General features: G+C 44.9%; 23 protein-coding genes. 15 read left to right on the top strand and 8 right to left on the bottom strand.

The features are described 5' to 3' along the window. Positions 1 to 20: 20 nt before the first annotated feature. On the bottom strand, positions 21 to 917 hold the full coding sequence (locus tag A6K76_RS14260) for a DMT family transporter (protein WP_066466260.1): 897 nt from the start codon (positions 915 to 917) through the stop codon (positions 21 to 23). Between the two features lie 239 nt (positions 918 to 1,156). Between A6K76_RS14260 and A6K76_RS14255 the strand changes: the two genes are divergently transcribed. Further along, the gene (locus tag A6K76_RS14255; protein WP_066466259.1) at positions 1,157 to 2,680 is read left to right on the top strand and encodes a methyl-accepting chemotaxis protein; all 1,524 of its coding nucleotides are present in this window, start codon (positions 1,157 to 1,159) and stop codon (positions 2,678 to 2,680) included. Between the two features lie 168 nt (positions 2,681 to 2,848). On the opposite strand, the gene A6K76_RS14250 is transcribed toward A6K76_RS14255, so the two are convergent. Next, a complete protein-coding gene (locus tag A6K76_RS14250; protein WP_066466257.1) occupies positions 2,849 to 3,517 on the bottom strand; it encodes a B3/B4 domain-containing protein in 669 nt (222 codons plus the stop codon). Between the two features lie 395 nt (positions 3,518 to 3,912). On the opposite strand from A6K76_RS14250, the gene queG reads away from it, so the two are divergent. Beyond that, a complete protein-coding gene (gene queG / locus A6K76_RS14245; protein WP_066466269.1) occupies positions 3,913 to 5,043 on the top strand; it encodes a tRNA epoxyqueuosine(34) reductase QueG in 1,131 nt (376 codons plus the stop codon). A 3-nt stretch (positions 5,044 to 5,046) separates the two neighbouring features. Then, positions 5,047 to 5,529: a tRNA (uridine(34)/cytosine(34)/5-carboxymethylaminomethyluridine(34)-2'-O)-methyltransferase TrmL gene (gene trmL / locus A6K76_RS14240; protein ID WP_425393891.1), complete on the top strand. Its 483-nt coding sequence runs from the start codon at positions 5,047 to 5,049 to the stop codon at positions 5,527 to 5,529. 441 nt (positions 5,530 to 5,970) lie between these two features. On the opposite strand, the gene A6K76_RS14235 is transcribed toward trmL, so the two are convergent. After that, a complete protein-coding gene (locus tag A6K76_RS14235; protein WP_066466253.1) occupies positions 5,971 to 6,819 on the bottom strand; it encodes a VOC family protein in 849 nt (282 codons plus the stop codon). A gap of 364 nt (positions 6,820 to 7,183) precedes the next feature. Here A6K76_RS14235 and A6K76_RS16665 point away from each other — a divergent pair, with 364 nt between their 5' ends. From A6K76_RS16665 to A6K76_RS16840, 4 genes are all read left to right on the top strand, one after another. Then, the gene (locus A6K76_RS16665) at positions 7,184 to 7,327 is read left to right on the top strand and encodes a hypothetical protein (protein WP_139108705.1); all 144 of its coding nucleotides are present in this window, start codon (positions 7,184 to 7,186) and stop codon (positions 7,325 to 7,327) included. An 88-nt stretch (positions 7,328 to 7,415) separates the two neighbouring features. After that, positions 7,416 to 8,240 carry an aldo/keto reductase gene (locus tag A6K76_RS14230; RefSeq protein ID WP_066466251.1) on the top strand — a complete coding sequence of 275 codons (825 nt, stop codon included), beginning with the start codon at positions 7,416 to 7,418 and terminating at the stop codon, positions 8,238 to 8,240. A gap of 12 nt (positions 8,241 to 8,252) precedes the next feature. Next, positions 8,253 to 9,068 (top strand): aldo/keto reductase, encoded by an 816-nt coding sequence (locus A6K76_RS14225; protein ID WP_066466248.1) that lies wholly within the window; start codon positions 8,253 to 8,255, stop codon positions 9,066 to 9,068. 611 nt (positions 9,069 to 9,679) lie between these two features. Continuing rightward, the gene (locus A6K76_RS16840; protein WP_169818031.1) at positions 9,680 to 9,832 is read left to right on the top strand and encodes a hypothetical protein; all 153 of its coding nucleotides are present in this window, start codon (positions 9,680 to 9,682) and stop codon (positions 9,830 to 9,832) included. Between the two features lie 460 nt (positions 9,833 to 10,292). Here the strand turns inward: A6K76_RS16840 and A6K76_RS14215 are convergent, their stop codons facing one another. The 3 genes from A6K76_RS14215 to A6K76_RS14205 all read right to left on the bottom strand — a co-directional run bounded on the left by A6K76_RS14215 (position 10,293) and on the right by A6K76_RS14205 (position 12,057). Next, the gene (locus tag A6K76_RS14215) at positions 10,293 to 11,138 is read right to left on the bottom strand and encodes an RluA family pseudouridine synthase (RefSeq protein ID WP_066466244.1); all 846 of its coding nucleotides are present in this window, start codon (positions 11,136 to 11,138) and stop codon (positions 10,293 to 10,295) included. 60 nt (positions 11,139 to 11,198) lie between these two features. Continuing rightward, entirely contained in the window at positions 11,199 to 11,663 is a 465-nt protein-coding gene (locus A6K76_RS14210) for a thioredoxin family protein (RefSeq protein WP_066466268.1), read from the bottom strand. Between the two features lie 205 nt (positions 11,664 to 11,868). Next, the gene (locus A6K76_RS14205; RefSeq protein ID WP_066466243.1) at positions 11,869 to 12,057 is read right to left on the bottom strand and encodes a hypothetical protein; all 189 of its coding nucleotides are present in this window, start codon (positions 12,055 to 12,057) and stop codon (positions 11,869 to 11,871) included. Between the two features lie 138 nt (positions 12,058 to 12,195). Between A6K76_RS14205 and A6K76_RS14200 the strand changes: the two genes are divergently transcribed. Further along, positions 12,196 to 13,311, top strand: a complete 1,116-nt coding sequence (locus A6K76_RS14200) for a GAF domain-containing sensor histidine kinase (RefSeq protein ID WP_066466241.1) — start codon at positions 12,196 to 12,198, stop codon at positions 13,309 to 13,311. Positions 13,312 to 13,323: 12 nt separating this feature from the next. After that, a complete protein-coding gene (locus A6K76_RS14195; RefSeq protein ID WP_066466239.1) occupies positions 13,324 to 13,971 on the top strand; it encodes a response regulator in 648 nt (215 codons plus the stop codon). 177 nt (positions 13,972 to 14,148) lie between these two features. On the opposite strand, the gene A6K76_RS14190 is transcribed toward A6K76_RS14195, so the two are convergent. After that, a complete protein-coding gene (locus A6K76_RS14190) occupies positions 14,149 to 15,507 on the bottom strand; it encodes a hemolysin family protein (protein ID WP_245672003.1) in 1,359 nt (452 codons plus the stop codon). 699 nt (positions 15,508 to 16,206) lie between these two features. Between A6K76_RS14190 and A6K76_RS14185 the strand changes: the two genes are divergently transcribed. The 3 genes from A6K76_RS14185 to A6K76_RS14175 all read left to right on the top strand — a co-directional run bounded on the left by A6K76_RS14185 (position 16,207) and on the right by A6K76_RS14175 (position 21,073). Beyond that, positions 16,207 to 17,946, top strand: a complete 1,740-nt coding sequence (locus A6K76_RS14185; RefSeq protein ID WP_066466235.1) for an ABC transporter ATP-binding protein — start codon at positions 16,207 to 16,209, stop codon at positions 17,944 to 17,946. Continuing rightward, a complete protein-coding gene (locus tag A6K76_RS14180; protein ID WP_066466233.1) occupies positions 17,943 to 19,679 on the top strand; it encodes an ABC transporter ATP-binding protein in 1,737 nt (578 codons plus the stop codon). Before A6K76_RS14185 ends, A6K76_RS14180 begins: the two co-directional genes overlap by 4 nt. A gap of 140 nt (positions 19,680 to 19,819) precedes the next feature. Beyond that, positions 19,820 to 21,073 carry an MFS transporter gene (locus A6K76_RS14175; RefSeq protein WP_066466231.1) on the top strand — a complete coding sequence of 418 codons (1,254 nt, stop codon included), beginning with the start codon at positions 19,820 to 19,822 and terminating at the stop codon, positions 21,071 to 21,073. A gap of 36 nt (positions 21,074 to 21,109) precedes the next feature. Here the strand turns inward: A6K76_RS14175 and A6K76_RS14170 are convergent, their stop codons facing one another. After that, positions 21,110 to 21,310, bottom strand: coding sequence for a DUF5342 family protein (locus A6K76_RS14170; RefSeq protein ID WP_066466229.1), 201 nt, complete (start codon positions 21,308 to 21,310; stop codon positions 21,110 to 21,112). Positions 21,311 to 21,420: 110 nt separating this feature from the next. Here A6K76_RS14170 and A6K76_RS14165 point away from each other — a divergent pair, with 110 nt between their 5' ends. The 3 genes from A6K76_RS14165 to A6K76_RS14155 all read left to right on the top strand — a co-directional run bounded on the left by A6K76_RS14165 (position 21,421) and on the right by A6K76_RS14155 (position 24,818). Beyond that, a complete protein-coding gene (locus tag A6K76_RS14165; protein ID WP_066466226.1) occupies positions 21,421 to 22,566 on the top strand; it encodes a DUF445 domain-containing protein in 1,146 nt (381 codons plus the stop codon). 23 nt (positions 22,567 to 22,589) lie between these two features. Further along, on the top strand, positions 22,590 to 22,928 hold the full coding sequence (locus tag A6K76_RS14160; protein ID WP_066466224.1) for a YlbF family regulator: 339 nt from the start codon (positions 22,590 to 22,592) through the stop codon (positions 22,926 to 22,928). Between the two features lie 369 nt (positions 22,929 to 23,297). Beyond that, positions 23,298 to 24,818 (top strand): coproporphyrinogen III oxidase, encoded by a 1,521-nt coding sequence (locus A6K76_RS14155; RefSeq protein WP_066466221.1) that lies wholly within the window; start codon positions 23,298 to 23,300, stop codon positions 24,816 to 24,818. Positions 24,819 to 24,922 lie beyond the last annotated feature (104 nt).

Here is a 24,922-nt window from a genome sequence, read left to right as displayed (position 1 = left end):
GTGGTGTGAGAGGTCGGGAGTTAATCACTCCCTCCTACTCGATTGCGGTTTGTAATGAACACACCAGCGACGACGGCTAAGCCACCGATGACTTGGAACAGCTGAAGTGATTCGCCGATAAATAACGTCGCAAATAATGCGGAAAATACCGGAATGAAGTTTAAGTAAATGCTTGCGCGGCTTGCACCGAGCTTTACGACCCCTTTATTCCATGATAAAAAGGCAACGATTGAAGCGAACGTGCCGACGTAAAAAATTGCACTAACCGATGTTACGTTCCATATTATACTCGTTTCTGCTGTAATCGATTCGTAGAGGAAAAATGGCAGCAACGTCACAATGCCAATGATGATCGTCATGAAAAACGTTGGCACACTAGGTAATATTCCAGCGTATTGCTTAATGAGCAGTGAATAGACGCCCCAGCAAACGATTGCGAGTAATACGATCATATCACCGCGGTTAAATGCGAACGATTGTAAGCTTTCAAGTGAGCCACCTGTTAAAATGAATAGCACGCCGATGAGCGAGATGCACGTGCCGATAACTTGATAGCGATTTAAACGCTCGCGTAAAAATAAAAAGGCGAGTATGTAAATGATGATCGGCGTCGATGAGTTCATCAGGGATGCGTTAATTGACGTCGTATCATGTAGCCCGATGTAAACGAGCGTGTTAAAGCCAGCAACACCTGTGAGCGATAGCACGATGACAATTTTCCAATGCTTTTTAAACGTCGGCAAGTGTGCTTTCCAATTCGTAAATGCAATTGGAGCGAGGACGAGCAACGCGACACACCAGCGATAAAAGGCGAGGCTAATTGGTGGAATGTCGTCGCTAACGGCGCGCCCGATGACGAAATTGCCGCCCCAAAAAAGCGTTGCAATGATGAGTAAAAGTGGTGCAGGAATGGACATAGGAACCCCCCCAATAAAATTTGTGCTCAATGAACTATAGTTGTATAAAAAACTATAGCCATCGTCTTCGATATGTAATCGATGAATTGTTAGTAAAAAGACATTTGAGCTATATGTTATCACAAAATGATTTCATATAGCGGAATATAGTAATATTGAACTTTTATATTATGTAGAGCACTAGAAAAAGAATAAATTTACTGAAAATAAGGTATAAGCATAGTAATGAGGTGATTACTATGAGCGTACGTAAAAATTTAGTGATGATTTATTTTGCCATTTTACTGATCGTATTAGCAGCAGGTATATATGTTGTACATCATGTGTTTCAATTAATTGACCCGTATGTTGTGACGACACAGACGCGCCAAACGAGCATGGCGGTGCAGCTTGCTGGTATTGCGACGTTTTATATTGGCGCAGTTGCATCGGTAATCGGTGCAATTGTGCTCTATCGTTTACGCAAACGTGTGCAATATATTCCCCGACTGATCGCGCTGTCGCTGACGTTTTCGAGCATGGCAATTATTGCATCAGGCGATGGGATGGTTGAATATCATTTTTCGATTTTTATGGTAATGGCAGCTATTGCGTATTTTGAGAGCTCGCGCATTATTATTACGAGTACGATATTATTTGCGGTGCATCATTTAGTCGGTTATTTTGCGGTACCGGAAATTATTTGTGGCATGGCAGATTATTCGTTTTCGTTGTTGCTTGTGCATGCGATGTTTTTATTGCTAACGAGTGGTGTATTACTGTCACAAATGTATGTGCGCAAGTTAAATATGGAAAAGCTTGTACGTGAAAAGGAGACGGCAGAGCAGCGATTAGAAGCGGCGACATATATTCATGAGGCGACGAAGGAAATGAATGCGCTGACGCAAACGATTGACGATGATGTGCATACATCGACTGTAGCGAGCGAAAAAACATCGGTCGCACTAAGCGAGCTTGCGACGATTGCGAAGGAGCAAAGCGGTTATAGCGGTCGCATTCAACATGAGCTTGAGGATGTTGTGATGCAAACGCAAAAAATTGTGCAGCAAATTAATAGTGCTACAACAGCGGCGAACGATATGGTTGCAGAAGCGACAGAAGGCCGTGTACAAATGGAAAAGACGAGCGCAAAAATTGCACAATTATGTTCGAAAAATGAGGAGATGCAATACGTTGCACAATACTTTAATACGCGCATGAACGATATTACGACGAGTTTAAAGGTTATTCAAAATATTGCGGATGAGACAAATTTACTGTCGTTAAATGCAACAATTGAAGCGGCGCATGCAGGAGAGGCAGGGAAAGGCTTTACGGTCGTGGCGAAAGAAGTACGTAAGCTTGCGAATTCGTCAGCTGCTGCGGCAACAAACATTGAGCAAATGATTACGCAACTGCAGCAGCATACGGAGGAGCTGCTCGCAACGATTCATGATTCGAGCGAGGCGACGAAATTGAGTGCAGTCGAAGTGAGTGAAACGGAAATAGCGTTTGATAAAATTACGGAGCGCATTGATGAGGTGACAGACAGCATTAAGCAAACATACATTGTAGCCCAAGCAATCGAGCAGCATGTAGATGGTGTTGTCGGTACGTTAGAAGAAGTGAATCAGACGATTGAGCATATGGAAAAAAACACAGGCTACATTGCAACAACTGCGGAGCATCAGTCGAATATGATGCATACGTTAACAGACGTGACGTCAGAGCTGCGAGAATTAACAGATCGTGTGACGCTACAGCTAGGGCGGTTGAACGTGTAAAAAGTTAGAGGTACTAAGCGAGGCTATTGAAAAATTAAAAAAACGCGAAAATTCATTTTAATTAACTTTGAATTTCGCGTTTTTCTATGGAATAAAAGTCGATTCATACTAAAAAATTTAGTGTGAATCGATTTTTTTAGTGCCCGTGTACTAAACGTCTAGCTTTTGTTATGCGGTTACGACAAGTGCATTATACGTGCCACCATTTATTTGTGTAAACATATTACCTGCTGCGTTCAACAACTTCATATTTTCATCTACAGACAGCGACGGGCGCAAATAAAAAATGTGTAGTGCATTAGTCGTTTGCTCGGTAATGGCAGTGCGTGCAGAATCGACGTATGGACTGCCGAAGCTACCAATTGCGTCTTTCGTATGCGGAATGTTTGTAAGCGATACGATGCGACCGTTTAACGCCTCGTACGTGTCATCTGCTGTGCCAAGTGTTACCGTAATATCACCGCTTATTTTGCTGGCATCATACAGCCCGATTGGAATTTCATAGTTCATCGAAAAGAAGTTGTTTAAATCAACGCCGCTGTTTACAGATGTTACGTAATTTGCCTTTGCGACGCGGCGCAGTAAGCTCTCTGCAGAATGACGATAGCGGTTCGGGTCGCCGCCGAGTGCTTTCCAAAGCGTGCGCCATTCGGCAATGCCAGGACGCGTCGTTAGCGGAGCATCTTGCATTTCAAGAAACAAGTTTTCTTGGTATAATTGTGTGCGCCCTTTAATCATTTGAGGTGAGTCACTAATTGTGATATTTTTGTATGCGATGACACCGATTTGTACGTTCGGAATAATATGTGAAATCGTTGAATGAATTGAGACGTTCATCGTTTTCCCTCCAATAAAAGAATGATGTATGAATAGTTAACATACGATGTAGACGGTAAATGTATTTTCATGTTTTGTTAGTCAGCTCTTCACGTCGAGGCAGGCTTTCCGCGGGCGTGGCGTGAGCCTGTAGTCTCACGCTCACGCTTTTCCCGCTGGAGTCCGCCTCTTGTTTCGAGCCTTGTTCGTATTATACATTTCAATCACACTCTATATAGCTGTTGATTCGCCACTTCTATACGTTGTTTTCAGCAGCAAAATGAAAATCAATGCAGTATTGTACTGGCAGGGAGCGAGTTGCCATACGCGAACTGCCAATGGAATAGCGTATCAACACGCCTGTTAACATACGTAACGATTAATAGTAGTGTAGCATAAGGAAGGAGCTGATGCGTATGACGATCACACAATTACAGCAAGACTTTATTGCGTACGCCGCGTCGATTGGTGTGGATAAAATCGGCTTTACGACCGCCGCACCGTTTATGGAATTAAAAAACCGTCTACGTCGCCAGCAGGAGCTCAACTTCCAATCGGGCTTTGAGGAGTCAGATGTGGAGCTGCGCACTGAGCCGACGAAGCTGCTGCCACAAGCAGAAAGCATCGTGTCGATCGCACTGGCGTATCCGTCGCGTATGGACAATGCACCAATTGGCAAAAAAGGCGAGCGTCGCGGTATTTTTTGTCGTGCATCGTGGGGTGTCGATTATCACGTAGCGGTGCGTGAGCGTTTAACGAAGCTTGAAGCGTGGTTACAAGAGCGTGTGCCAAACGTGCAAATTCGTTCGATGGTCGATACTGGAGAGCTCGTTGACCGTGCTGTTGCCGAGCGTGCGGGCATTGGCTGGAGTGCGAAAAACTGCTCGGTCATTACACCGGAGTTTGGCTCATACGTATATTTAGGAGAGCTCATTACGAACATTCCGTTTGCGCCGAGCACGCCGATTGAAGAGGAGTGCGGTGATTGTCGGTTATGCATCGACGTTTGTCCGACCGGTGCACTCATTGAAGGTGGTCAGCTCGATTCGAAGCGATGCATTGCCTTTTTAACGCAGACGAAAACGATGCTGCCAGACGAGTTCCGCACGAAAATTGGCAATCGCTTGTACGGCTGTGATACGTGTCAAACGGTATGTCCGAAAAATAAGCGAAAGCATAACGACTGGCATGAAGAGTTTACACCTGACCCTGAGCTTGCGAAGCCGCTGCTTGAGCCGCTTTTACACATTAGCAACAAGGAGTTTAAAGCGAAGTTCGGGCATGTGTCCGGCTCATGGCGCGGCAAAAAGCCAATTCAGCGCAATGCGATACTCGCGCTTGCTCATTTTAAAGAGGAAGCGGCAATGCCCGCGTTAGTCGAGCTGCTGAAAAAAGATGAGCGCCCAGTCATTCGCGGTACGGCAGCGTGGGCAATTGGAAAAATTGGAGCAGACGGGGCAGAGGAAGTACTGCTACAAGCAAAAGAAAAAGAAGCCGATGAACAAGTAGTAGCCGAAATTGAAAAAGGGCTACAATTATTACGTTAGGAAGTGTGCATTGTGCCATTACACATTGTGTTATATCAACCAGAAATTCCTGCAAATACAGGAAACATTGCAAGAACGTGCGCGGGGACGAACACGAGCTTGCATTTAATTCGTCCACTCGGATTTTCGACAGACGATAAAATGTTAAAGCGTGCGGGGCTAGACTATTGGGAGCATGTGAATGTCGTGTATCACGATTCGCTTGAGGACTTCGTAAAATATAGTGAGGGCGGCGACGTTTATTTAATCGAAACGTATAGCGACGAGCCGTTTACGACGCATGATTTTAGTGACCAAAACAAAGACATTTACTTTATGTTCGGACGTGAGACGACGGGCTTACCGAAAGATTTTGCGCAGGCGCGTGCGGACATGTGCTTACGCATTCCACAAAGCGATCACGTACGTTCACTCAATTTATCGAACACAGCGGCAATCGTTATTTATGAGGCGCTACGCCAGCAAAACTATCCAGGATTAAAATAAAAGGCGGCAAAATGTGCATTGACACATTAAATGAGAGGGATTATCATTATCAGTAAGGGTGCTACTACTTCGTCATAGTAGCACGCTCGATTCCTCCCTTAACTTTTTGTATAAATCGATAATATTGTTCGCAAAAAGCACATGAAACGGCTTGGACTACCGTTTCATGTGCTTTTTCATGTTTAGTGGGCTCTTCGCGATAACTCGGGGTTGCTTTCCACGTTGAGGCAGGCTTTCCGCGGGCATGGGGCCTAACACGATGTTAGTTTTGAAGGAAGTGACTCGTGTAGTGGCGCTTACTACCTTCCTTGAGCCTTTCGTTTCGCGCTCATGCGTCTGCGATTACTCGACGCAGTTAAAACATCTGCTTTTCCCGCTGGAGTCCGCCTCTCATTTCAAGCAACCTCTATGCGTCAACTTCAGCTTACGGTGATGAGCCGTTTATTGACGGAAATGTAGTGCGTTGCCAGCAGGGTCTACAGTATTGAAGCCGCCATCTACTAGCTCAACTGCTGCACCGATTGCACGTAAACGCTCAACAAGATGCTGTTGCTGCGCATCATCGTCTAATTGGAAAGCCACGTACGATAAGCCGACGCTCGTTGCTGGTGCAGGATGCCCACCGTTACTTGCCCACGTATTTAAGCCGATATGGTGATGATAGCCGCCTGTTGATACGAACAGCGCACTCGGACCGTAACGCGTCACGACGTTAAACGCTAACCCTTCTGTATAAAACTTCTCGCTCGCTGGAATGTTGGCGACGTTTAAATGTACGTGCCCCATTACCGTTCCTTCAGGCATGCCGTCCCATACGCCGCTTTCTTCTTGCATAATGCTTTGGACGTTGAGCGGATCTGTCGTCATATGCACGATGTCTTGCTGCCACGTCCACTGCTCTTCAGGGCGGTCGACGTAAATTTCAATACCATTGCCGTCTGGGTCGTTTAAATAAAGCGCTTCTGAAACGTCGTGATCCGATGCACCGAGGCGCACGTTGTTGTTTGAAAAGAAGCGGATGATGTTTGCTAAATGTTTGCGCTCACGTAGTAAAATCGCGAAGTGGTAAAGTCCAGTTGAGCTTGCAGGACGCGCGCTTGCGTTTTTGACTTCTTCGAGATGTAAAAGTGGCGTCGTGCTGTTTTTGGCGCCAAGTGAAGCGTGCGTGCTGTTTTGCTCAATAATAAATAAGCCAATCGTGTTTGTATAGTAATCGAGCGAGCGTGTTAAGTTGCTTACTTTAATCGCAACGTGCTGCACGAAGTTGTTCGGTTTTTCAAAAAAATGCATGTGAAATGCCTCCTACTATAGTTTCTTTTAATTATTAGGTTACTTTATGTAAGTAATGATAAGCGACGGCGTTTGAAAAGTCAATGAGAGCGTAGCCAAATAAAAAAACGACAGAGAAACGTGCTCTCTGTCGCTTATGTTACTTACTCATGTGGCGCTTTCGCAGGTCGCTCATAGCCTGCTGTAAAAATCGCCGTTAAAAAAGATGCGCAAATGCCTAAAATTAAAAGTAACTTCATCACAACGCCTCCTTTAATATACTCATAATTAGTATAACGCAGTTGCTGATTAGTGGAAAGAATATTCAGAAAAAAGATTTACTTTTTGATTGAACGGGAAAAGGGAATGAGAAGGGGGTATGACAATGACGAAAGAACAGTTAAGCGGCTCGATGGCAAACTCAATGGAGGAGCTAAAGCAGCTCGGCAAAGAAATGGAGCAAATGCGTGAACAGCAGGACGAGGATAAGCGTGAGCGTGATCCGAAGCAATTTGATGAAGATGAGTAGAAGGTGAGCCAGCATGCACAATGTATGTTGGCTTTTTTCATCGTATGTTGCCGCATGCTATAATGGCTACAAAAAAGGAGGTAATTTTATGAAAAAAATATTACGTAATGGGGTGCACATGCCACAGCTCGGCTTAGGTGTGTACAAAATGACAAATCGAGACGAAACGCTACAAGCAATTGAAACGGCGTTAAACGTTGGCTACCGAGCGATTGATACAGCGGCGCTTTACTACAACGAGGAGGAAGTTGGCGAGGCGGTGCGCAATGCGAGTGTGCGACGAGATGAGCTATTCATTACGACGAAAGTGTGGAATGACGACCAAGGTTATGACGAAACGCTTCGAGCATTCGAAGTGTCGCTGAAAAAGCTCGATATGGAGTACGTCGATTTATATTTAACGCACTGGCCAGTTGAAGGGAAATTTACCGAAACGTACCGAGCGATTGAGCGTCTATATGATGAGAAATTAATTCGTGCAACGGGCGTATCGAATCACCACGTGCCGCATTTACAGCAGCTACTTGCAAAGGCGAACGTTCCGCCAATGGTCAATCAAATTGAGCTGCACCCTTATTTAACGCAGCAGCCACTTCGAGCGTTTTGTGAAGAAGAAGGCATTGCAGTAACGTCTTGGTCGCCGCTCGGTCGTGCCAACGTGCTAGGCGACGAAACGCTTCAGCAACTAGGCGAGCAATACGGCAAATCAGCAGCGCAAATCATTATTCGCTGGCACTTACAGCACGGCTTAGTCGTCATTCCGAAGTCTGTCACACCGTCGCGCATTGCCGAAAACTTCGACGTGTTTAATTTTGAATTAAGTGATGCACATATGGCGCAAATTGATGCGTTAAATCGCAACGAGCGCTTCGGGCAAAATCCAGATCACTTTAACTTTGACCATTTAAAATAAGGGGGACTACACATGATACCGACAATAACACTTGCAAATGGTGTACATATGCCGCAGTTAGGGTTTGGGGTTTTTCGTATGAAGGAGCACACAGCAGCATACGAGGCGACGCTTCAAGCATTGCAGCTAGGCTACCGCGCGATTGATACGGCGGCGATTTATGAAAATGAGGAAGCAGTTGGACAGGCGATTCGCGATTCAGGCATTGCGCGCGAGGAGCTGTTTATTACGACGAAAGTATGGAACGCAGACCAAGGCTATGACGAAACGTTGCGCGCATTTGACGTGTCGCAAAAAAAGCTAGGGCTTGAGTACGTCGATTTATATTTAACGCATTGGCCAAAGCCTCAGCTCGTTCACACGTACCGAGCAATTGAGCGTTTATACGACGAAAAGTTAATTTGTGCAACGGGCGTGTCGAACCACCATGAGCATCATTTAGAGCAAATTTTTGCCGTTGCAAACGTTGCGCCAATGGTTAATCAAATTGAATGTCATCCGTCGTTATCTCAAGATGCGTTACGTGCATTTTGTAAGGAGAAAAACATCGCGGTTACTGCGTGGGCGCCACTCGGTACGGGCATCGTATTTACACATCCGATTGTGAAGCAGCTTGCGGCAAAGTACGGCAAGACACCGGCGCAAATTGTGCTACGCTGGCATATTGAAATGGGCAACATCGCCATTCCGAAGTCGGCAAATAAAGAGCGTGCAGCGGAAAATTTACGCATTTTTGACTTTGCACTGCAAGTTGATGAAGTAGCAGCACTAACGGCGTTAAATACGTTCCACCGCACAGGCGCTGATCCAGATAACTTTGATTTTTAGTCAGTGTATCGTATGTGATTTCCGCTAAAGCTGGTTGTTTTTAGCCGCAATACGCTTCTGTGAATGAACATGCTTGTGAAAATAATATAAATTTACAGGTCTGTTGATACGCCACTTTTATACAGCTGAATCGGTTGTTTTTAGCAGCAAAACTGACATGAATGCAGCATCGTAGTGGCATGGAGCGTACGGCGAGACTCCTAGGGGAAAAGCTCGCGTCGAAAGACCCCGCAAACACGAGGAACGAGTGTTGAGGAAGCTCGAGGAAGGTGATAAATGCCACTACACGAGTCATCAACTTCATGATCAACATCGTGTTTGCCTACGCGCCTGCGGAAAGCCTGCTTCGATGTGGAAAGCAGCCCGATGTGATGACAAAGAACGTTATTTCGTTCCTCGCTATTATTTATACTGAATTTTGGAGTTTTTAGCCACGTCCTAATTAACACGCTTAATAAATTTATTTCAAATTTGTTATTTTTACGCTTCAAACACGGCATTTACGGGAAATAAGTAGTGAGGTGATACACATGCGACGAAGTATAATTCATTGGTTAAGATTAATAGCTGGTATGCTATGTATTTTTCCACTTTTGTACGATGTTGTCATAGTGCGCTTTTTTGAGCATGAGACGCGAATTGTTGCTGTGTTAAAAGCAGAGCCTTTCTCCCTTGGTGGCGAGTTTATTATGAACATCACATTTTTACTGTTTGTTGCGGGAGCAGGGATTTGTTATTTTGCGATGAAGGAGCTGCTACTATAGCGGTATAACATAAAAGACGATCGAGTTATGAGAGGGCACTGAAAAAGTCGATTTACGCTACATTTTTTAGTATAAATCGACGTTTATTATATGTGAAAACGCGGAATTCAAAGTTTATTACAATGAATTTCCGCGTTTTTTAGGACGTGTCTAAAAACTTTATAATTTTGCATAAAGGAGCGCTATAAACGAAAGAATGGGTTTATTCGTAGCGTTAGTCGATTTATGAGTGGCAACTGGATGCATAGTAGGTATGTTGATACGCCACTTGTATACAGCGAAGTCGGTTGTTTTAAAAGTTCGAAATCCATATGACATTGTCATGGCAGAGAGCGGGCGCCGAGCCCCAGGAACGCAAGCCGCAATACGTGCCCTGCCAATTTAATGGCTAATCAACACGCGTGTTCAATGTATATAGTTTTTCAGCAGCATTGCGTCATTAGCTCGCCTTTTTCGTTCGTTAGTTTGTGCGTGGCTCGTCTTTTACGGTAATGCGTTCGTTTAAAAACGGGTGATCGAACTCAAGCTGAATGGCGTGTAATGCGTACGTGCCTTCCTTTGTTTCGCGCGCGCCATATAGCGTGTCGCCTACGATTGGGTGACCTAAATATTCAAGGTGCACACGAATTTGGTGCGTGCGTCCCGTTTCAAGCACTAAGTTGACAACGCATGTACTTTTATAGCGTTGAATGACTTCGTAATGTGTGACTGCGTGCTGACCGCTATATGATACGACGCGACGGTTCGGGTGGTGGCGATCTTTGCCGATGTTTTCGCTAATCGTGCCAGATTCACCGCGAATATTGCCTTGCACTTCTGCTTGGTACGTACGAATGATTGATTTCTCTTCAATCATGCGGTCCATAATCGATTTTGCGAGCGGATGCTTTGCGACAAGCAGCAACCCTTCTGTTCCTTTATCTAAGCGGTGAACGTGCTCTGCGTAAACGCCACCATTTGCTTGAATGTGCGCCATGACATGGTTCATCGCTGTGTGCGTGTCGCGGTCGTCGTTCGGGTGCGTGCTCATTCCTTTTGGCTTTGAAATGATTAAGCAATGGTCGTCCTCATACATAATGTCGATCATGCACTCGGCAGTTGGCTTGTAGTTAGAAGCCGGTGTTTCGAATGCGACTTCGATCACTGTACCAACGTCGAGTGGTGTTTTCCATTGGATGAGCTCGCCGCCGACTGAAATTGCTTTTGCCATGCGTAGCTCGTGTACCGTTTTCTTTCCTAAGCGCCATTGGTCACGCAGTAGTTCGTCGACCGTTAAGCCTTGTTGTGGGATTGTATAGTTAAACATAGTTTCCTCCATATAAAAATGGGTGCCCAAACGAATTGGACGCCCATTTTTTCATTTGTTTTATTGTACCATAGCTTCGATAAATTCACGCGCGCTTGCTTCTGGTGCGTTACCGATTAAGCGGTTTACTTCCTTACCGTCCTTGAAGTAGATGAGCGTTGGCGTTGAGTTTACGTCATATTGTGACCATAAATCGAACTCTAGTAAGTTTAACTGATGGATTTCAACACCAGCTTCTTCTGCAAGTGGCATTAATACGGGTGTAAACGCTTGGCAATGTACGCATGTTGGACTGAAGAAGTATGCGAATGTACCTTCGCCAGAGTTAATTTTTTCTTCTAATTGATCAGGTAAAATGATATTTTGGTAGTTTTCATCGCCTAATTGGTCAATTGTTGCTTGATTTAAATCGTTTGTTCCGTACGGGTTGTTTTCGAGCTTCGTTTCGTTTGCTTTGTTTTGCAATAACATGATGGCAATAAATAGCACAACGATAATACCAGCGATGATATATAGCTTGTTCATATTCGAATTTTTCTTTTTGGCTGCTGCTTTACGCTTAGCGGCCGCTTTATTAGTTGCCACGAAATGTTTCCTCCATTTCAAAATAAGAAATAACCATACTGATTATATAAAATTTACAGTTATAAGTAAATGAAAGCGTATTAAAATGGTTGGAAAAAGAGCTGTCCGAAAAGTGAGGCACTTTCGGACAGCTCGCGTAGTTATATTATTCACCTGGAATAGAGTTGTATGACTCTTTATTCGTAAAGCTAGGCCCTGCATCTGTATGGTCGAGTACAGCGCCATCTCCTGTATGATGCTTTGCGACTGCTTTACTCGCATCACTTTCATAATTGGCACGATTTAATTGCGCATCGGCTAGCTCGTTCGGTGCTTTCGGATTGTATTTACTCATATATATTCCTCCTTCAATTGATCGTTACAATAGTGTATATACCCAAAATGATTTGTCGAAAACATTGTTTCAGCCAAAAGTATGAGCGGGCTTTTCGTAAAAAAACGTGTATCATAAAGAGCAGAAGGGGGCGACACGATGCATATAAATGATCCGTCTCATACGACATTATTAAAGGAAATTGCGGAGTTTTTAAACGAGGAAACCGAAATTGATGCGATGCTGCATGGTGCGCTTACGAAGCTGCTACAAGGCACGAAATTTGAAACAGGCTGGATTTTTTTCATTAACGAACGCGGACGCTCAAAGCTTGTGACGCATGTGAACTTACCGGAGGCGCTCGCACATAATAGCTGTCATCATTTAAATAAAGGAGGCTGCTGGTGTGTGTCGCGCTATCGTATGAACGAGTTGCAAAAGGCGTCAAACATTATAGAATGCCAGCGACTAGAAGCGGCCATCGATGCGAACGTTGGTGACCATCACGACATTACGCACCATGCGACTGTGCCGCTGCAATCTGGTTATGAGCGCTTCGGACTGTTAAATGTAGCGACACCGAACACTGTATTTTTTAGCGAGGAGGAGCTAGAGCTATTAGAGTCAGTGGCGTTTCAAATGGGCTCGGCGATCAAGCGCATTTTACTGACGAAGCAGGAGCAGGAAATGGCGCTTGTGCAGGAGCGCAATCGTTTAGCACGCGACTTGCACGATTCGGTTAATCAATTATTGTTTTCGGTGACGCTCACAGCCCGCGCAGGTGTTGAGCTCGCGCAAGAAGCGGAAGTGAAGGAGTTATTTCAAGATGTGCAAAGCTTGTCACAAGAAGCGTTAACGGAAATGCGTGCGCTTATTTGGCAGCTGCGTCCAAAAGGGCTAGAAGGTGGACTTGTGGACGGCATTAAAGGCTATGCGGAAATGCTCGGTTTAACGCTGCAAACGAACGTCATAGGTGTTATTCAGCTACCATCAAAAGTTGAGGAGGCGCTGTTTCGTGTCATGCAAGAAGGCTTAAACAACATTCGAAAGCATGCAGGCGTACAAAAGGCATACTTTTATTTAACGGTGACGGCAACGGATGTGCTATGTATTTTAAAGGATGATGGAAACGGTTTTTCAGCAGCGAGCGAGGTAAATATTCCATCGGTCGGTATGCAGTCGATTCGTACGAGGGTTGCGGCGCTGCAAGGGCAAGTCGAATGGGTGAGCGACATCGGAAAAGGAACGGAGCTATTTGTACGGCTACCGTATTAAAGGGGGAGCGACATGATTCGCGTATTAATTGCAGATGACCACCACGTTGTACGACGCGGCTTAATGGTCTTTTTAAAAACACAAAAAGATATTGAAGTAATTGGCGAGGCGAAAAACGGTGTCGAGGCAGTGGCGTTAGCAGAAAGCTTGCAGCCGGACATCATTTTAATGGATTTAGTCATGCCAGAGCTTGACGGCATTGGCGCAACAAAACGCATTACCGAAAAGTTTCCGAATATGCCAGTGCTCATGCTTACGAGCTTTTCAGACCGTGACCACGTCGTACCAGCGATGGAAGCAGGTGCAGTTGGGTATCAGTTAAAGGACATCGAGCCAGATGATTTAGTGCAAGCGATTCGTCAAATTATGCAAGGAGAGCGCATCGTCCATCCAGAGGTGACGACGCAGCTTGAGAAAAGCGAGGCGGAGGAACATAGTTTAGCACATAAGCTTCATCCGCTCACACCGCGCGAGCAAGACGTACTGGCGGAGCTGACGAAAGGTAAAAGCAACCGTGAAATTGCGGCATCGCTGTTCGTAACGGAGAAAACAGTGAAGACGCATATTTCAAACATTTTCGCGAAGCTTGAAGTGCAAGACCGTACGCAAGCAGCACTATATGCGGTGAAGCACGGGTTAACAGAAGGAAGCGGGCAGTAGAAACGGTTTAGTACATCATACGTTACTAAAATGTGCGCTGGAGCTTTTGGTTAAAGCGTGCGGCGAGACTCCTTAGGAACAGCTCGTGCCGAAACACCCCACAGCGACGCCCGCAAAAAGCAATTGATTCATAGAAAAACGACCATTCGCCGCATGATGCCGCAAATGGTCGTTTCGTTATTTTTGCTCGTTCAGTTCAGAAGCGGCTATACCGTCCTCTGTTATTTTGTCTTCTGGAAGCTTAGACACTTCTAGATATAAAATATGATGACCTTCGACTTCTTTTACAACGAATAAGAAGCCTTGTTCTTCTATTGAAGCACCTTGTATTACATCGAAATGCTTCGTCATGAACCAACCGCCAATTGTGTCGACTTCATCCTCTTCAAGCGTCGTACCGAGCACATCATTTACTTCTGCGATTAATAGTTTCGCATCAAATAAATAATGATTGTCGCTTACTTTACGCACTTCTGGTACTTCATCGTCGTCAAACTCGTCTTGAATATCGCCGACAATTTCCTCGATGATATCTTCAATTGTGACTAAACCAGATGTACCGCCGTATTCATCCATTAAAACTGCCATGTGAATACGCTCGCGTTGAATTTTTAGTAATAAGTCGTCAATTGCCGTCGTTTCAATTACTCGAATAATTGGCTGCATGTACTCAATGACTTTTTTGTCGCCGTTTGTCGTATCTTGTACAAACGCTGTAAGTAGATGCTTCATGTTGACAAGGCCGATGACATGGTCTTTATCGCCATCAATAATCGGGTAACGTGTGTATTGCTCAACACCCATTACTTCAAATACTTCTCTAATTGTTAGGTCCTTTTCAATACCGATGATCTCAGTACGTGGTACCATAATTTCTTTAGCAATACGTTCAGAAAACTCGAAAATACTATTTACATATTCGTATTCAGATTCGTTAATTTCGCCGCCTTTATAGCTATCTGATAACAGCATACGAATTTCTTCCTCTGAATGCGCAACTTCTGATTCACCCATCATTTTTAAGCCGAAAAGACCTGTTAACGCACGTGCAGAACCATTTAATAATTTAATGAATGGATACATAACGTTATGGAATAAAATGAGCGGGCCAGCTAAGTTTAATGTGACAGCTTCGGCTTTTTGAATTGCTAATGTTTTCGGCGCTAATTCTCCGACAACGACGTGAATAAACGTTACAAGTGCAAACGCAATAACAAATGATAGTAACGATGAAATGCTCGGTGTTAAATTTAAGCCGAGTACATCAAATAACGGATGTAAAATGAGCTCAAACGTCGGCTCACCTAACCAACCGAGTCCGAGCGCAGTAATCGTAATACCGAGCTGACATGCGGATAAATATTCGTCTAAGTCAGATGTTACTTTTTTTGCGCGTATTGCTTTTTTATTTCCTTCTGCCACGAGCTGATCGATGCGTGTATGTCGCACCTTCACGATGGCGAATTCTGTTGCAACGAAAAACGCTGTTGCGGCAATTAGGGCAGCAAACGCCGCCAGCCTTATGGTTAGTTCCACTATATCTACGTCCAAATATTATCTTTGCACTCGGCCCAAATGAGGGGAAAGCACAAAGAATACACCTCCTAGTTATGAAAAATAATTTAATGATTCTATCATAAAAGATTTAACTGGAAAATACAAATATTGTTTTCGGTTGAAGACGTCACGCTAAAAAAACATTCATCGTCGCTATGAATAGCAATAGTGGTGAGTCGATGTGCGATCGCAGGTGTGCCGATTTGCCATTTTTATATAGTGAAAGCCATAATGTTTAGAAAATATGAAATAAATGTTGTATATAGGTGGCCGCAATACGCGAACTGCTCATTCATTGGTTAAACAACACGTTTAGTACGAACATTCCCGTTGTAGAAAATTATTGCACGTTCGCATGAATAAAAGCTGAAAATTGAAAAATGATTGACCTGTAAAAATCGCTATGCTAGTATTTAGAAACACGAAATGAAACGGATTGAAGAAAGGAGGCGGACACTATGAACAAATTACGTATGAAGCGTTGCAGCAAATTTCATACTCGTAGTGGCACGTCTTCTTTTTGTTGTAAGTAAGTAAAAGAAGGGGTGCGACGTCATCACCTCTTTCAAAAAGGCATGTGCTCTTTTTTAGAGTGCGTGCCTTTTTTTGTCGTTTTTTCGTGTGAGCGATGAAGAGATGATGCACAGCATAAAGTAAAATAAGAAACTAGGTGAAAATATGTTTGATGTGTTAAAAAAGCTCGGCTGGTTTTTCAAGCAATATCGCAAGCAATATAGCATCGCCATCGTGCTGCTCATCGTCGCAAGCGTCATTGAAATTATTCCGCCGTGGCTGATCGGCGAAGCAATCGATGATATGACGACGAGCGCGTTAACTGAAGCGTCGCTGCGAAATTACGTTATCGCGTTCATCGCCATTATTGTTTCGAGCTATGCGCTCAACTTCATTTGGCAATACCAGCTGTTTGGCGGGGCGATTACGATTGATCGTATTTTACGCAAGCGCTTATTCCAACAATTTTTAAAAATGAAGCCGACGTTTTATGAGAAAAATCGTACGGGTGATTTAATGGCGCGCGCAACGAACGACTTAAACGCCGTGTCGCTAACAGCAGGCTTTGGCATTATGACGCTCGTTGACTCGACGCTGTACATGGCGTTTATCATTGCGGCAATGGCGATTACGATTTCGTGGAAGCTGACGCTATTTGCGATGCTGCCGGTGCCGATTATGGCGTTTATTATTCAGTACTTAGGCAAAATTGTGCATAAACGTTATATCGTGTCGCAGCAAGCATTCGGTGAGCTAAACGATAACGTGCTTGAGTCGGTAGCGGGCGTTCGTGTCGTGCGTGCATACGTGCAAGAGACGCTTGAGCAGCAGCGCTTTTTCGACAAAAGTGAAGAAGTTGTTGAAAAAAATATGGCCGTTGTGAACATTAACGCGCTATTCGTACCGATTACGCGCATCGGCATGGGGCTTTGCTACGTCATTGCGTTCGGCTATGGTGCCGTGCTCGTGTCGCGCGGTGAGCTAACGGTCGGGCAGCTCGTGTCGTTTAACGTCTATTTAGGGCTTGCGACGTGGCCGATGTTTGCGATTGGCGAACTCATTAACGTCATGCAGCAAGGAAACGCCTCACTCGACCGCGTGCAGGAGACGCTATCGTATGAAGAGGACGTGCGAGATGGCAAGCAGCTTACGTTAACGACACCTTCATCGATGAACGTGCAAAAGTATTCGTTCCAATATCCGCTCTCACAAGTGAAAAACTTATCGCGCATTTCACTGCATTTGCAAAAAGGGCAAACGCTCGGAATCGTCGGTAAAACAGGTGCGGGGAAGACGACGTTCGTTCGTCAGCTGCTGCGTGAATATCCGCTCGGCGAAGGACAGTTTATGATTGGCGACGTCGATTTAAGCAAGCAGTCGAAGGAGCAAGTATTAAGTTGGATCGGCTACGTACCACAGGAGCACGTGCTGTTTTCACGTACGATTCGTGAAAACATTTTATTTGGCAAAGAGGATGCGACCGACGAGGAGCTACACGAGGCGATTCGTCTTGCCTATTTTGAAAGCGACTTGCAAAACTTACCGATGGGGCTTGAAACGCTCGTCGGGGAAAAAGGGGTGTCGCTATCGGGTGGGCAAAAGCAGCGCGTATCGATTGCGCGAGCGCTCATTAAAAACCCAGACATTTTACTGCTCGATGATTCGTTATCAGCAGTCGATGCGAAAACAGAGACGAACATCATTCAAAACATTCAGCGAGCGCGTCAAGGGAAAACGACAATCATTACAACGCACCGCTTATCAGGCATTCAGCACGCAGATCACATTATCGTGCTTGATGATGGCAAAATCGTCCAGCAAGGCACGCACGCACAGCTCATTGTGCAAAACGGCTGGTATAAGGAACAATTTGACCGCCAGCAACTAGAGGAGGCGAGCTCATGAGTCCGATGAAACGATTAACTGACTATGCGATGCGCTACAAACGATTTATCATTAGTGGGCTGTTTCTTTTAGCACTTTCAGTAGCGACTGAGCTAGCCGCGCCGTACATCGCAAAGCATATTATTGATAATTACATGACGGTCGGCAAGTTACATGTTCAGCCGCTCGTATTGCTGCTTTCGATTTATTTCACACTCGCGATTGTAACAGGTATATTGCGCTACATTAGCACAGTATGGCTACAGCGCGGGGCAAACCGCATCGTCCAAAATATGCGCATCGAAACGTTTAACAAAATTCAAACGATGCCGATTGCGTATTTTGATAATTCACCAGCAGGCAAAATTGTTGCGCGCGTCACGAACGATACGGAGGCAGTGCGCAACTTATACGTAACGGTGCTATCGCAGTTTGCGGTAAGCTTCCTGTCGATGTTTGGTGTGTACATTGCGCTCTTTACGTTAAACGCACAAGTGGCGGCGATTGCGCTCATTATTATACCGATTTTATATGCGTGGATGGTGCTGTACCGCAAATACGCACAAGCATACAACAACGTCATTCGCACGAAAATTGCCGACTTAAACGGCATGATTAACGAATCGATTAATGGCATGACGATCGTGCAAGCGTTCCGTCGTGAAAAGCAAATGGAGGAGGAATTTACGGAGCTAAACGATACGCATTACGACTATCACCGTAAATTACTCGTGCTCGATTCGGCGACGTCACATAACTTAGTCAACTTTTTACGCGTCACAATGTTTTTAGTGTTCATTTATGTTTTCGGTACGAACTCGATGACGACGAACGATTACGTAACAGCAGGAACGCTCTATGCATTCGTCGATTACGTGACGCGTTTATTCAATCCGATGACGGCGATTGTGAGCCAGTTTTCACAGCTAGAGCGCTCACTCGTTGCGGCAAATCGCGTGTTCGAGCTGCTGGATGAAAAAGGTGAGGACGTAGCGACGACAACAGTTCCACGCTATGACGGCAACGTGTCATTTGAAGACGTGTCGTTTGCGTATAAAGAAAATGAATACGTGCTGAAAAATTTAACGTTTGAAGCAAAGCGCGGCGAGACGATTGCGCTTGTCGGGCATACAGGCTCAGGCAAAAGCTCGATTATGAATTTGCTGTTTCGCTTTTACGATCCGTCAAAAGGGCGCATTACGATTGATGGCATCGATATTACATCATTGCCACGCCAAACGATTCGCGCGCATATGGGCATCGTGCTGCAAGACCCGTATTTATTTACTGGTACGATTGCATCAAACGTTAGCTTAAACGACCCGCGCATTTCACGTGAAGCGGTCGAAGCGGCATTAAAAGCAGTTGGGGCAGGCTCGGTACTAACGAATTTACAGCACGGCATTGATGAGGAAGTCATTGAAAAAGGTAGCACGCTTTCAGCTGGGCAGCGTCAGCTCATTTCGTTTGCGCGCGCACTTGCATTCAATCCGGCGATTTTAATATTAGATGAAGCGACGTCGAATATTGATACGGAAACAGAGGAGCTTATTCAGCACGCGATGGACGTATTAAAGGAAGGGCGCACGACATTTATTATTGCGCATCGTCTTTCTACGATTAAGCATGCGGACAAAATCATCGTGCTCGACCGCGGGGAAATTCAAGAAATCGGCAATCACGAGGAATTGATCGCACGCGGAGGCACGTATGCGAAAATGTATGAAATGCAGGCGAAGTCGCTGAAGCAATAGAAAAAAATGAAAAGCAGTGTTCAACGTCCGGGTAGACTTGAACACTGTTTTTTCATTTACTGCGTCAGTAAATGCATTGTAATTGTCATTTTGCTACGACATGCGTATATTTAGTGTATCGAAATAAAAGGAGAACACGCATGAAAGAATGGTGGCACACAATTCAACGTTTTAATCGCAACATTCGTTTATTTATGTTAGCGAACGTATTTATACAAATTGGCATGGGTGTCTTTTCGGTCATGTATAACTTATATATTCGCGAACTCGGCATGCCCGAAACGATCAACGGCAGCGTCATTGCGATAATGTCACTCGCGACTGCAATCATTCTCGTTCCAGCAGGCATTATTAGCGACAAAATTGGACGCAAATCGGTGCTTGTCGTCGGCACGGTGCTAACGGCATTTACATTAGCAGCACGCAGCGTTGTAAGCGATGACACGTCGATGCTTGTTTTCGCATTTATAACAGGCTTCATTTGGGCGTTCGTACAAGTGTCGGGCATTCCGTTTTTAGCGGAAAATTCCTCATCGAAAGAGCGCGTTCATTTGTTTAGCGTGCACTTCTCGCTCGTTACGGTCGCAAGTGTTGTCGGTAATTTACTCGGCGGCGTATTTGCGGACGGCTTCATGTGGTTAACGTCGATGAATAGCGTCGAAAGCATTCGAGCATCGCTGCTGATCGGTGTCGTGCTATTTGCGCTCGGCGTATTTCCGTTGCTGAAATTACAGCGAGCCGAGGAAAGAGAAACGGTACAGCTCGGCGAACAGAAGCGGCAAGAGACGCAATCAGCTGCGTTTGCCGACAACGTGAAGCTCATCGCATTGTTTGCGTTCGCGCAGCTATTAATCGGCACAGGTTCGGGGCTCGTCATTCCGTATTTAAATTTATATTTTGCGAACCGCTTTGATGCATCGAACTCGTACGTCGGGCTCATTTTAGCGCTCGGCTCGGCGATGACCGCAGTCGCAATGCTTATCGGCCCAGCCGTTGTGAAGCGTGTCGGTAAAGTGAACGCGCTCATTTTATTTCAGCTGCTGTCGATTCCGTTTTTATTTTTAACGGCATTTACGACGTCGCTTTTTTGGGCATCGGTTGGCTTTTTGTTGCGGCAGGCACTGATGAATGCGGGCAACCCGATTCAAAGTGCGATTGCGATGGACATCGTGTCAGACCGCTATAAAGGCTTGGCAAACTCGGTCAATCAAATGGTGTTTAATTTAGGGTGGGCAACGATGGGCTTGCCGGCTGCGTGGCTCGTCACAAACTTCGGCTCGTATTGGGGCTATGCGTATGCGTTTTCGATTACGGGTGGACTGTACTTAACGGCGTCGATTTATTTTTACATCGTGTTTGGGCGACGTTGGCAAAGAAAGCGTGGAGCAATTTAAAAAAGACGGTTCGCGCAGGCGAATCGTCTTTTTGCATTATTCATATACGTGAAACAGCATAAGCTCATGAATCATTTTTTTAACGTTTTCCTCGTTCGGTGGTATGCCATCGATCCAGCGAATGTCACCGTCTTTTTCGTATGCGGCTTTGTAACGCACGCGCTCGTAAAAAAATGTTACGACCCAGCCTGGTAGCTCATCGCTATACATCGGTTTGAAGCTAAAATGTTGAATCATGTTATTCCCTCCATCTCATTATGTACATATTCGTGCAAGGGGTGTTATTTCCTCTTTTTTTCGTCACTCTGTTATAATAATGAAATCTAAATAAGGAAAGGACATGACATATGGTAGATGCACTTATTACAATTTTATTTATGGTCGTCGTCGGCTCAGTCATTGGCGGATTTACGAACCATATTGCAATTAAAATGCTATTTCACCCGTACGAGGCGAAATATATCGGTAAATGGCGTGTACCGTTCACACCAGGGTTAATTCCGAAGCGTCGTGAAGACTTAGCGATTCAGCTAGGGCGTACGGTATCGAACTATTTATTAACACCGGACATGTTCCGTACGAAAATTTTATCGCCAGAAGTTCGCCAAATGGCATCGGACTTTGCGGCGAAAAAGATTGAAGAAACGATTTTCCGCGACGACCGCACGTTAGCACAATGGTTGGACGTAGCAGGATTTTCTCATTTACCGCGCACGGTGGAGGAAAAAGTGGACGCGGTTATTCAATCACAGTTTGCGAGCATTCAAAATACGCTAGCGACAAAAACGCTACGTGAGCTAATTCCAAATGACTTTGAAGCAACACTTGATCAAAAAGTACCGGAGTTTGTTGAGTATTTAGTCGAAAAAGGTGAAGCGTATTTAAAATCATACGACGGGCAAATTACGATTCAAAAAATGTTAAATGACTTTTTACAATCAAAAGGCTCGCTCGGTGGCATGGTGCAAATGTTTTTAGGCGGTGACACGACGTCGCTCGCTGAGACGGTGCAGCGTGAGCTAGTAAATATGATGAAGTCAGACAATATTTACAACATGCTCCATGAAGTGATTCAGCGCGAGTATGAAAAAGTGAAAGATCGACCTGTAACAGACTTTACAGCAGACATCGACTTTAACCGCATTGAAACGTCGGTGAAAGATTATGCGAAAAAGCAGTTAAACTTAGATGAGCGTCTGAACTACACAATCAATCATTACTGGCCACAAGGAAAGGCGTGGGCGACAGACGAGCTTTTACCGAAGTTGCTTGACAGAGGCTTTGCGGAAGCTGAAAATAAAATTGAAGATGTCGTAAAGAAGCTAAACTTACAAGAGGTTGTACGTCAGCAAGTCAATACATTCCCTGTTCAAAAGTTAGAGGATCTTATTTTAGGCATTTCAAAGCGCGAATTTAAAATGATTACGTACTTAGGCTTCGTACTCGGTGGTTTAATCGGGGTTGTCCAAGGGCTATTCGCCGTATTCGTGTAACCACATAATAGAAGGGAATTAACATGATGCAACAATTAACAGCACAACTACAACAAAAAATAAAAGAGACGGAGCAATTCGTCGCATTAGAGCGCGCCATTGAAGCAGTAAAAGAAGACGCACAAGCATTAGCGTTATTTACGAACTTCCGCGACGTGCAAGTGAAGCTACAAGAAAAGCAAATGCAAGGTGAGCAATTACTAGAAGACGAGCTACTATACGCACAGCAAGTAGCACAGCTTGCTCAGCAAAACGAAAAAATTTTATACATGCTTGATACAGAAATGGAATTAAGCCGCATTATCGAGTCGATTACACGCGAATTAGTACAGCCGATTCAAGCGATGTATGAAAGTATGTAATAGTAGTACTAATGGCTAGATACGGCTCGCGTTCTACGTTAAGTTAGGCGACGAGAGCATTGAATGTTATTTATATGAAACACCGTTCGAAATTATTTGTTTCGAGCGGTGTTTTTTATGTGTTAGGGACTTTGTGTGCTCGAAGCAAGAGGCGGACTCCAGCGGGAAAAGCGTGAGACTTGAGACCCCGCAGACACGACGTAGGAGTGTTGAGGAGGCTCAAGCCACGCCCGCGGAAAGCCTGCCTCGATAGCGTATAGCACGCGCGATGCAAAATGCACGCATCACTTTTTACAATTCACGCAAACCATGCTATAGTGAAAATTTGAAAAACGTCTTAAAACTTTTGTAGAAAGCTGGACTGAAACGATGAAAACTATAAACATTCGACAAGCGTTTCCAGAAGATTGGATTCGCGTTTTACACAATATCGCAAACCTTTTTTATGAAGATACAACGATTGTACACGGTGATGCTGAAGCAGACATCGTGTTCGATTTAGCATACGAGCAGCTCGACAACTTTGAAGTGAAAACGTCTGCAACGATGACCGTTGATGGGCAAACGTTCACAAACGCTTACAGTAAGCAGTACGACGAAGTAGGCACGGACAAGGAGCAACGCATTCGCTTAAAGCGCGCGCTATCTCACGTCATGCTTGACTGCTTAGAGCAATATACAGGTGTTACGCAGGAGTGGGGCATTTTAACAGGGGTGCGCCCAACAAAATTGTTCCATAAATACCGTAAAGCCGGCATGCCAGAAGCTGAAATTTTTGCGGCGCTGCAAGCAGACTACCGCATTTCAGATGGCAAAATTGAGCTGATGAAAGAAATCGTTGAGCGTCAGTTAAAGACGATTCCTGATTTAGATACGATCGGACGCGAAATTTCAGTGTATATCGGCATTCCGTTTTGTCCGACAAAATGCGCGTACTGCACGTTCCCAGCGTATGCGATTCAAAGCAACCGCAAAGTCGGGCGCGTTGACACGTTCCTTGACGGCTTGCATATTGAAATTCGTGAAATGGGCAAATGGCTTACAGCAAACAACATGAAAATTACGTCGATTTATTGGGGTGGCGGTACACCGACGTCGATCGAAGCGGATGAAATGGACGCGCTCTATAAAACGATGTTCGAGTCGTTCCCGAACCCGGAGACGATTCGTGAAATTACAGTTGAAGCAGGTCGCCCAGATACGATCACACCGGAAAAAATCGAAGTGCTAAAAAAATGGGGCATTGACCGCATTTCGGTAAACCCACAAAGCTACACGGACGAAACGTTAAAAGCAATCGGTCGCCATCATACAGTGCAGGAGACGATTGATAAGTTTTGGCTGTCACGTAACTCAGGCATGAACAACATTAACATGGACTTAATTATCGGCTTGCCGAATGAAGGGATCGAGGAGTTCGAAAATTCACTTGTCGAGTCGGCGAAAATGCAGCCGGAGTCGTTAACGGTGCATACGTTATCGTTTAAGCGTGCATCGGAAATGACGCGCAACAAAGATAAATATAAAGTTGCAGACCGTGATACCGTTGCCGAAATGATGCGTATGGCACAAGTATGGACGAAAGAAAACGACTACGTACCATACTACTTATACCGCCAAAAAAATATTTTAGGTAACTTAGAAAACGTCGGCTACTCGAAAATAGGTGAGGAATCGATTTACAACATCGTCATTATGGAAGAAGTGCAAACGATTTTAGGGATCGGCTGTGGTGCGTCATCGAAGTTCGTCAACCCAGAGACAGGCAAGATTTGGCAATTCCACAACCCGAAAGACCCTGCGGCGTACATTATGACGTTTGCAGAGTCGATTGATAAAAAAATCGAGCATTTAGATGAGCTGTATAATAAGCAGTTAGTGAAGAAATAGATGCGTGCTTCCGGCGGCTCGCGTTCCTAGGGTGTGGCTTGAGCCTCCTCATCGTTCGTACCTCACGCTTATCCCTAAGGAGTTTCGCCGCAGCGCTCGCATCA

The organism is Caryophanon latum (assembly GCF_001700325.1).
GTDB classification, from domain to species: domain Bacteria; phylum Bacillota; class Bacilli; order Bacillales_A; family Planococcaceae; genus Caryophanon; species Caryophanon latum.
The sequence above is the reverse complement of the archived record's forward strand: the minus strand, read 5'-3'. Positions and strand labels throughout refer to the sequence as shown.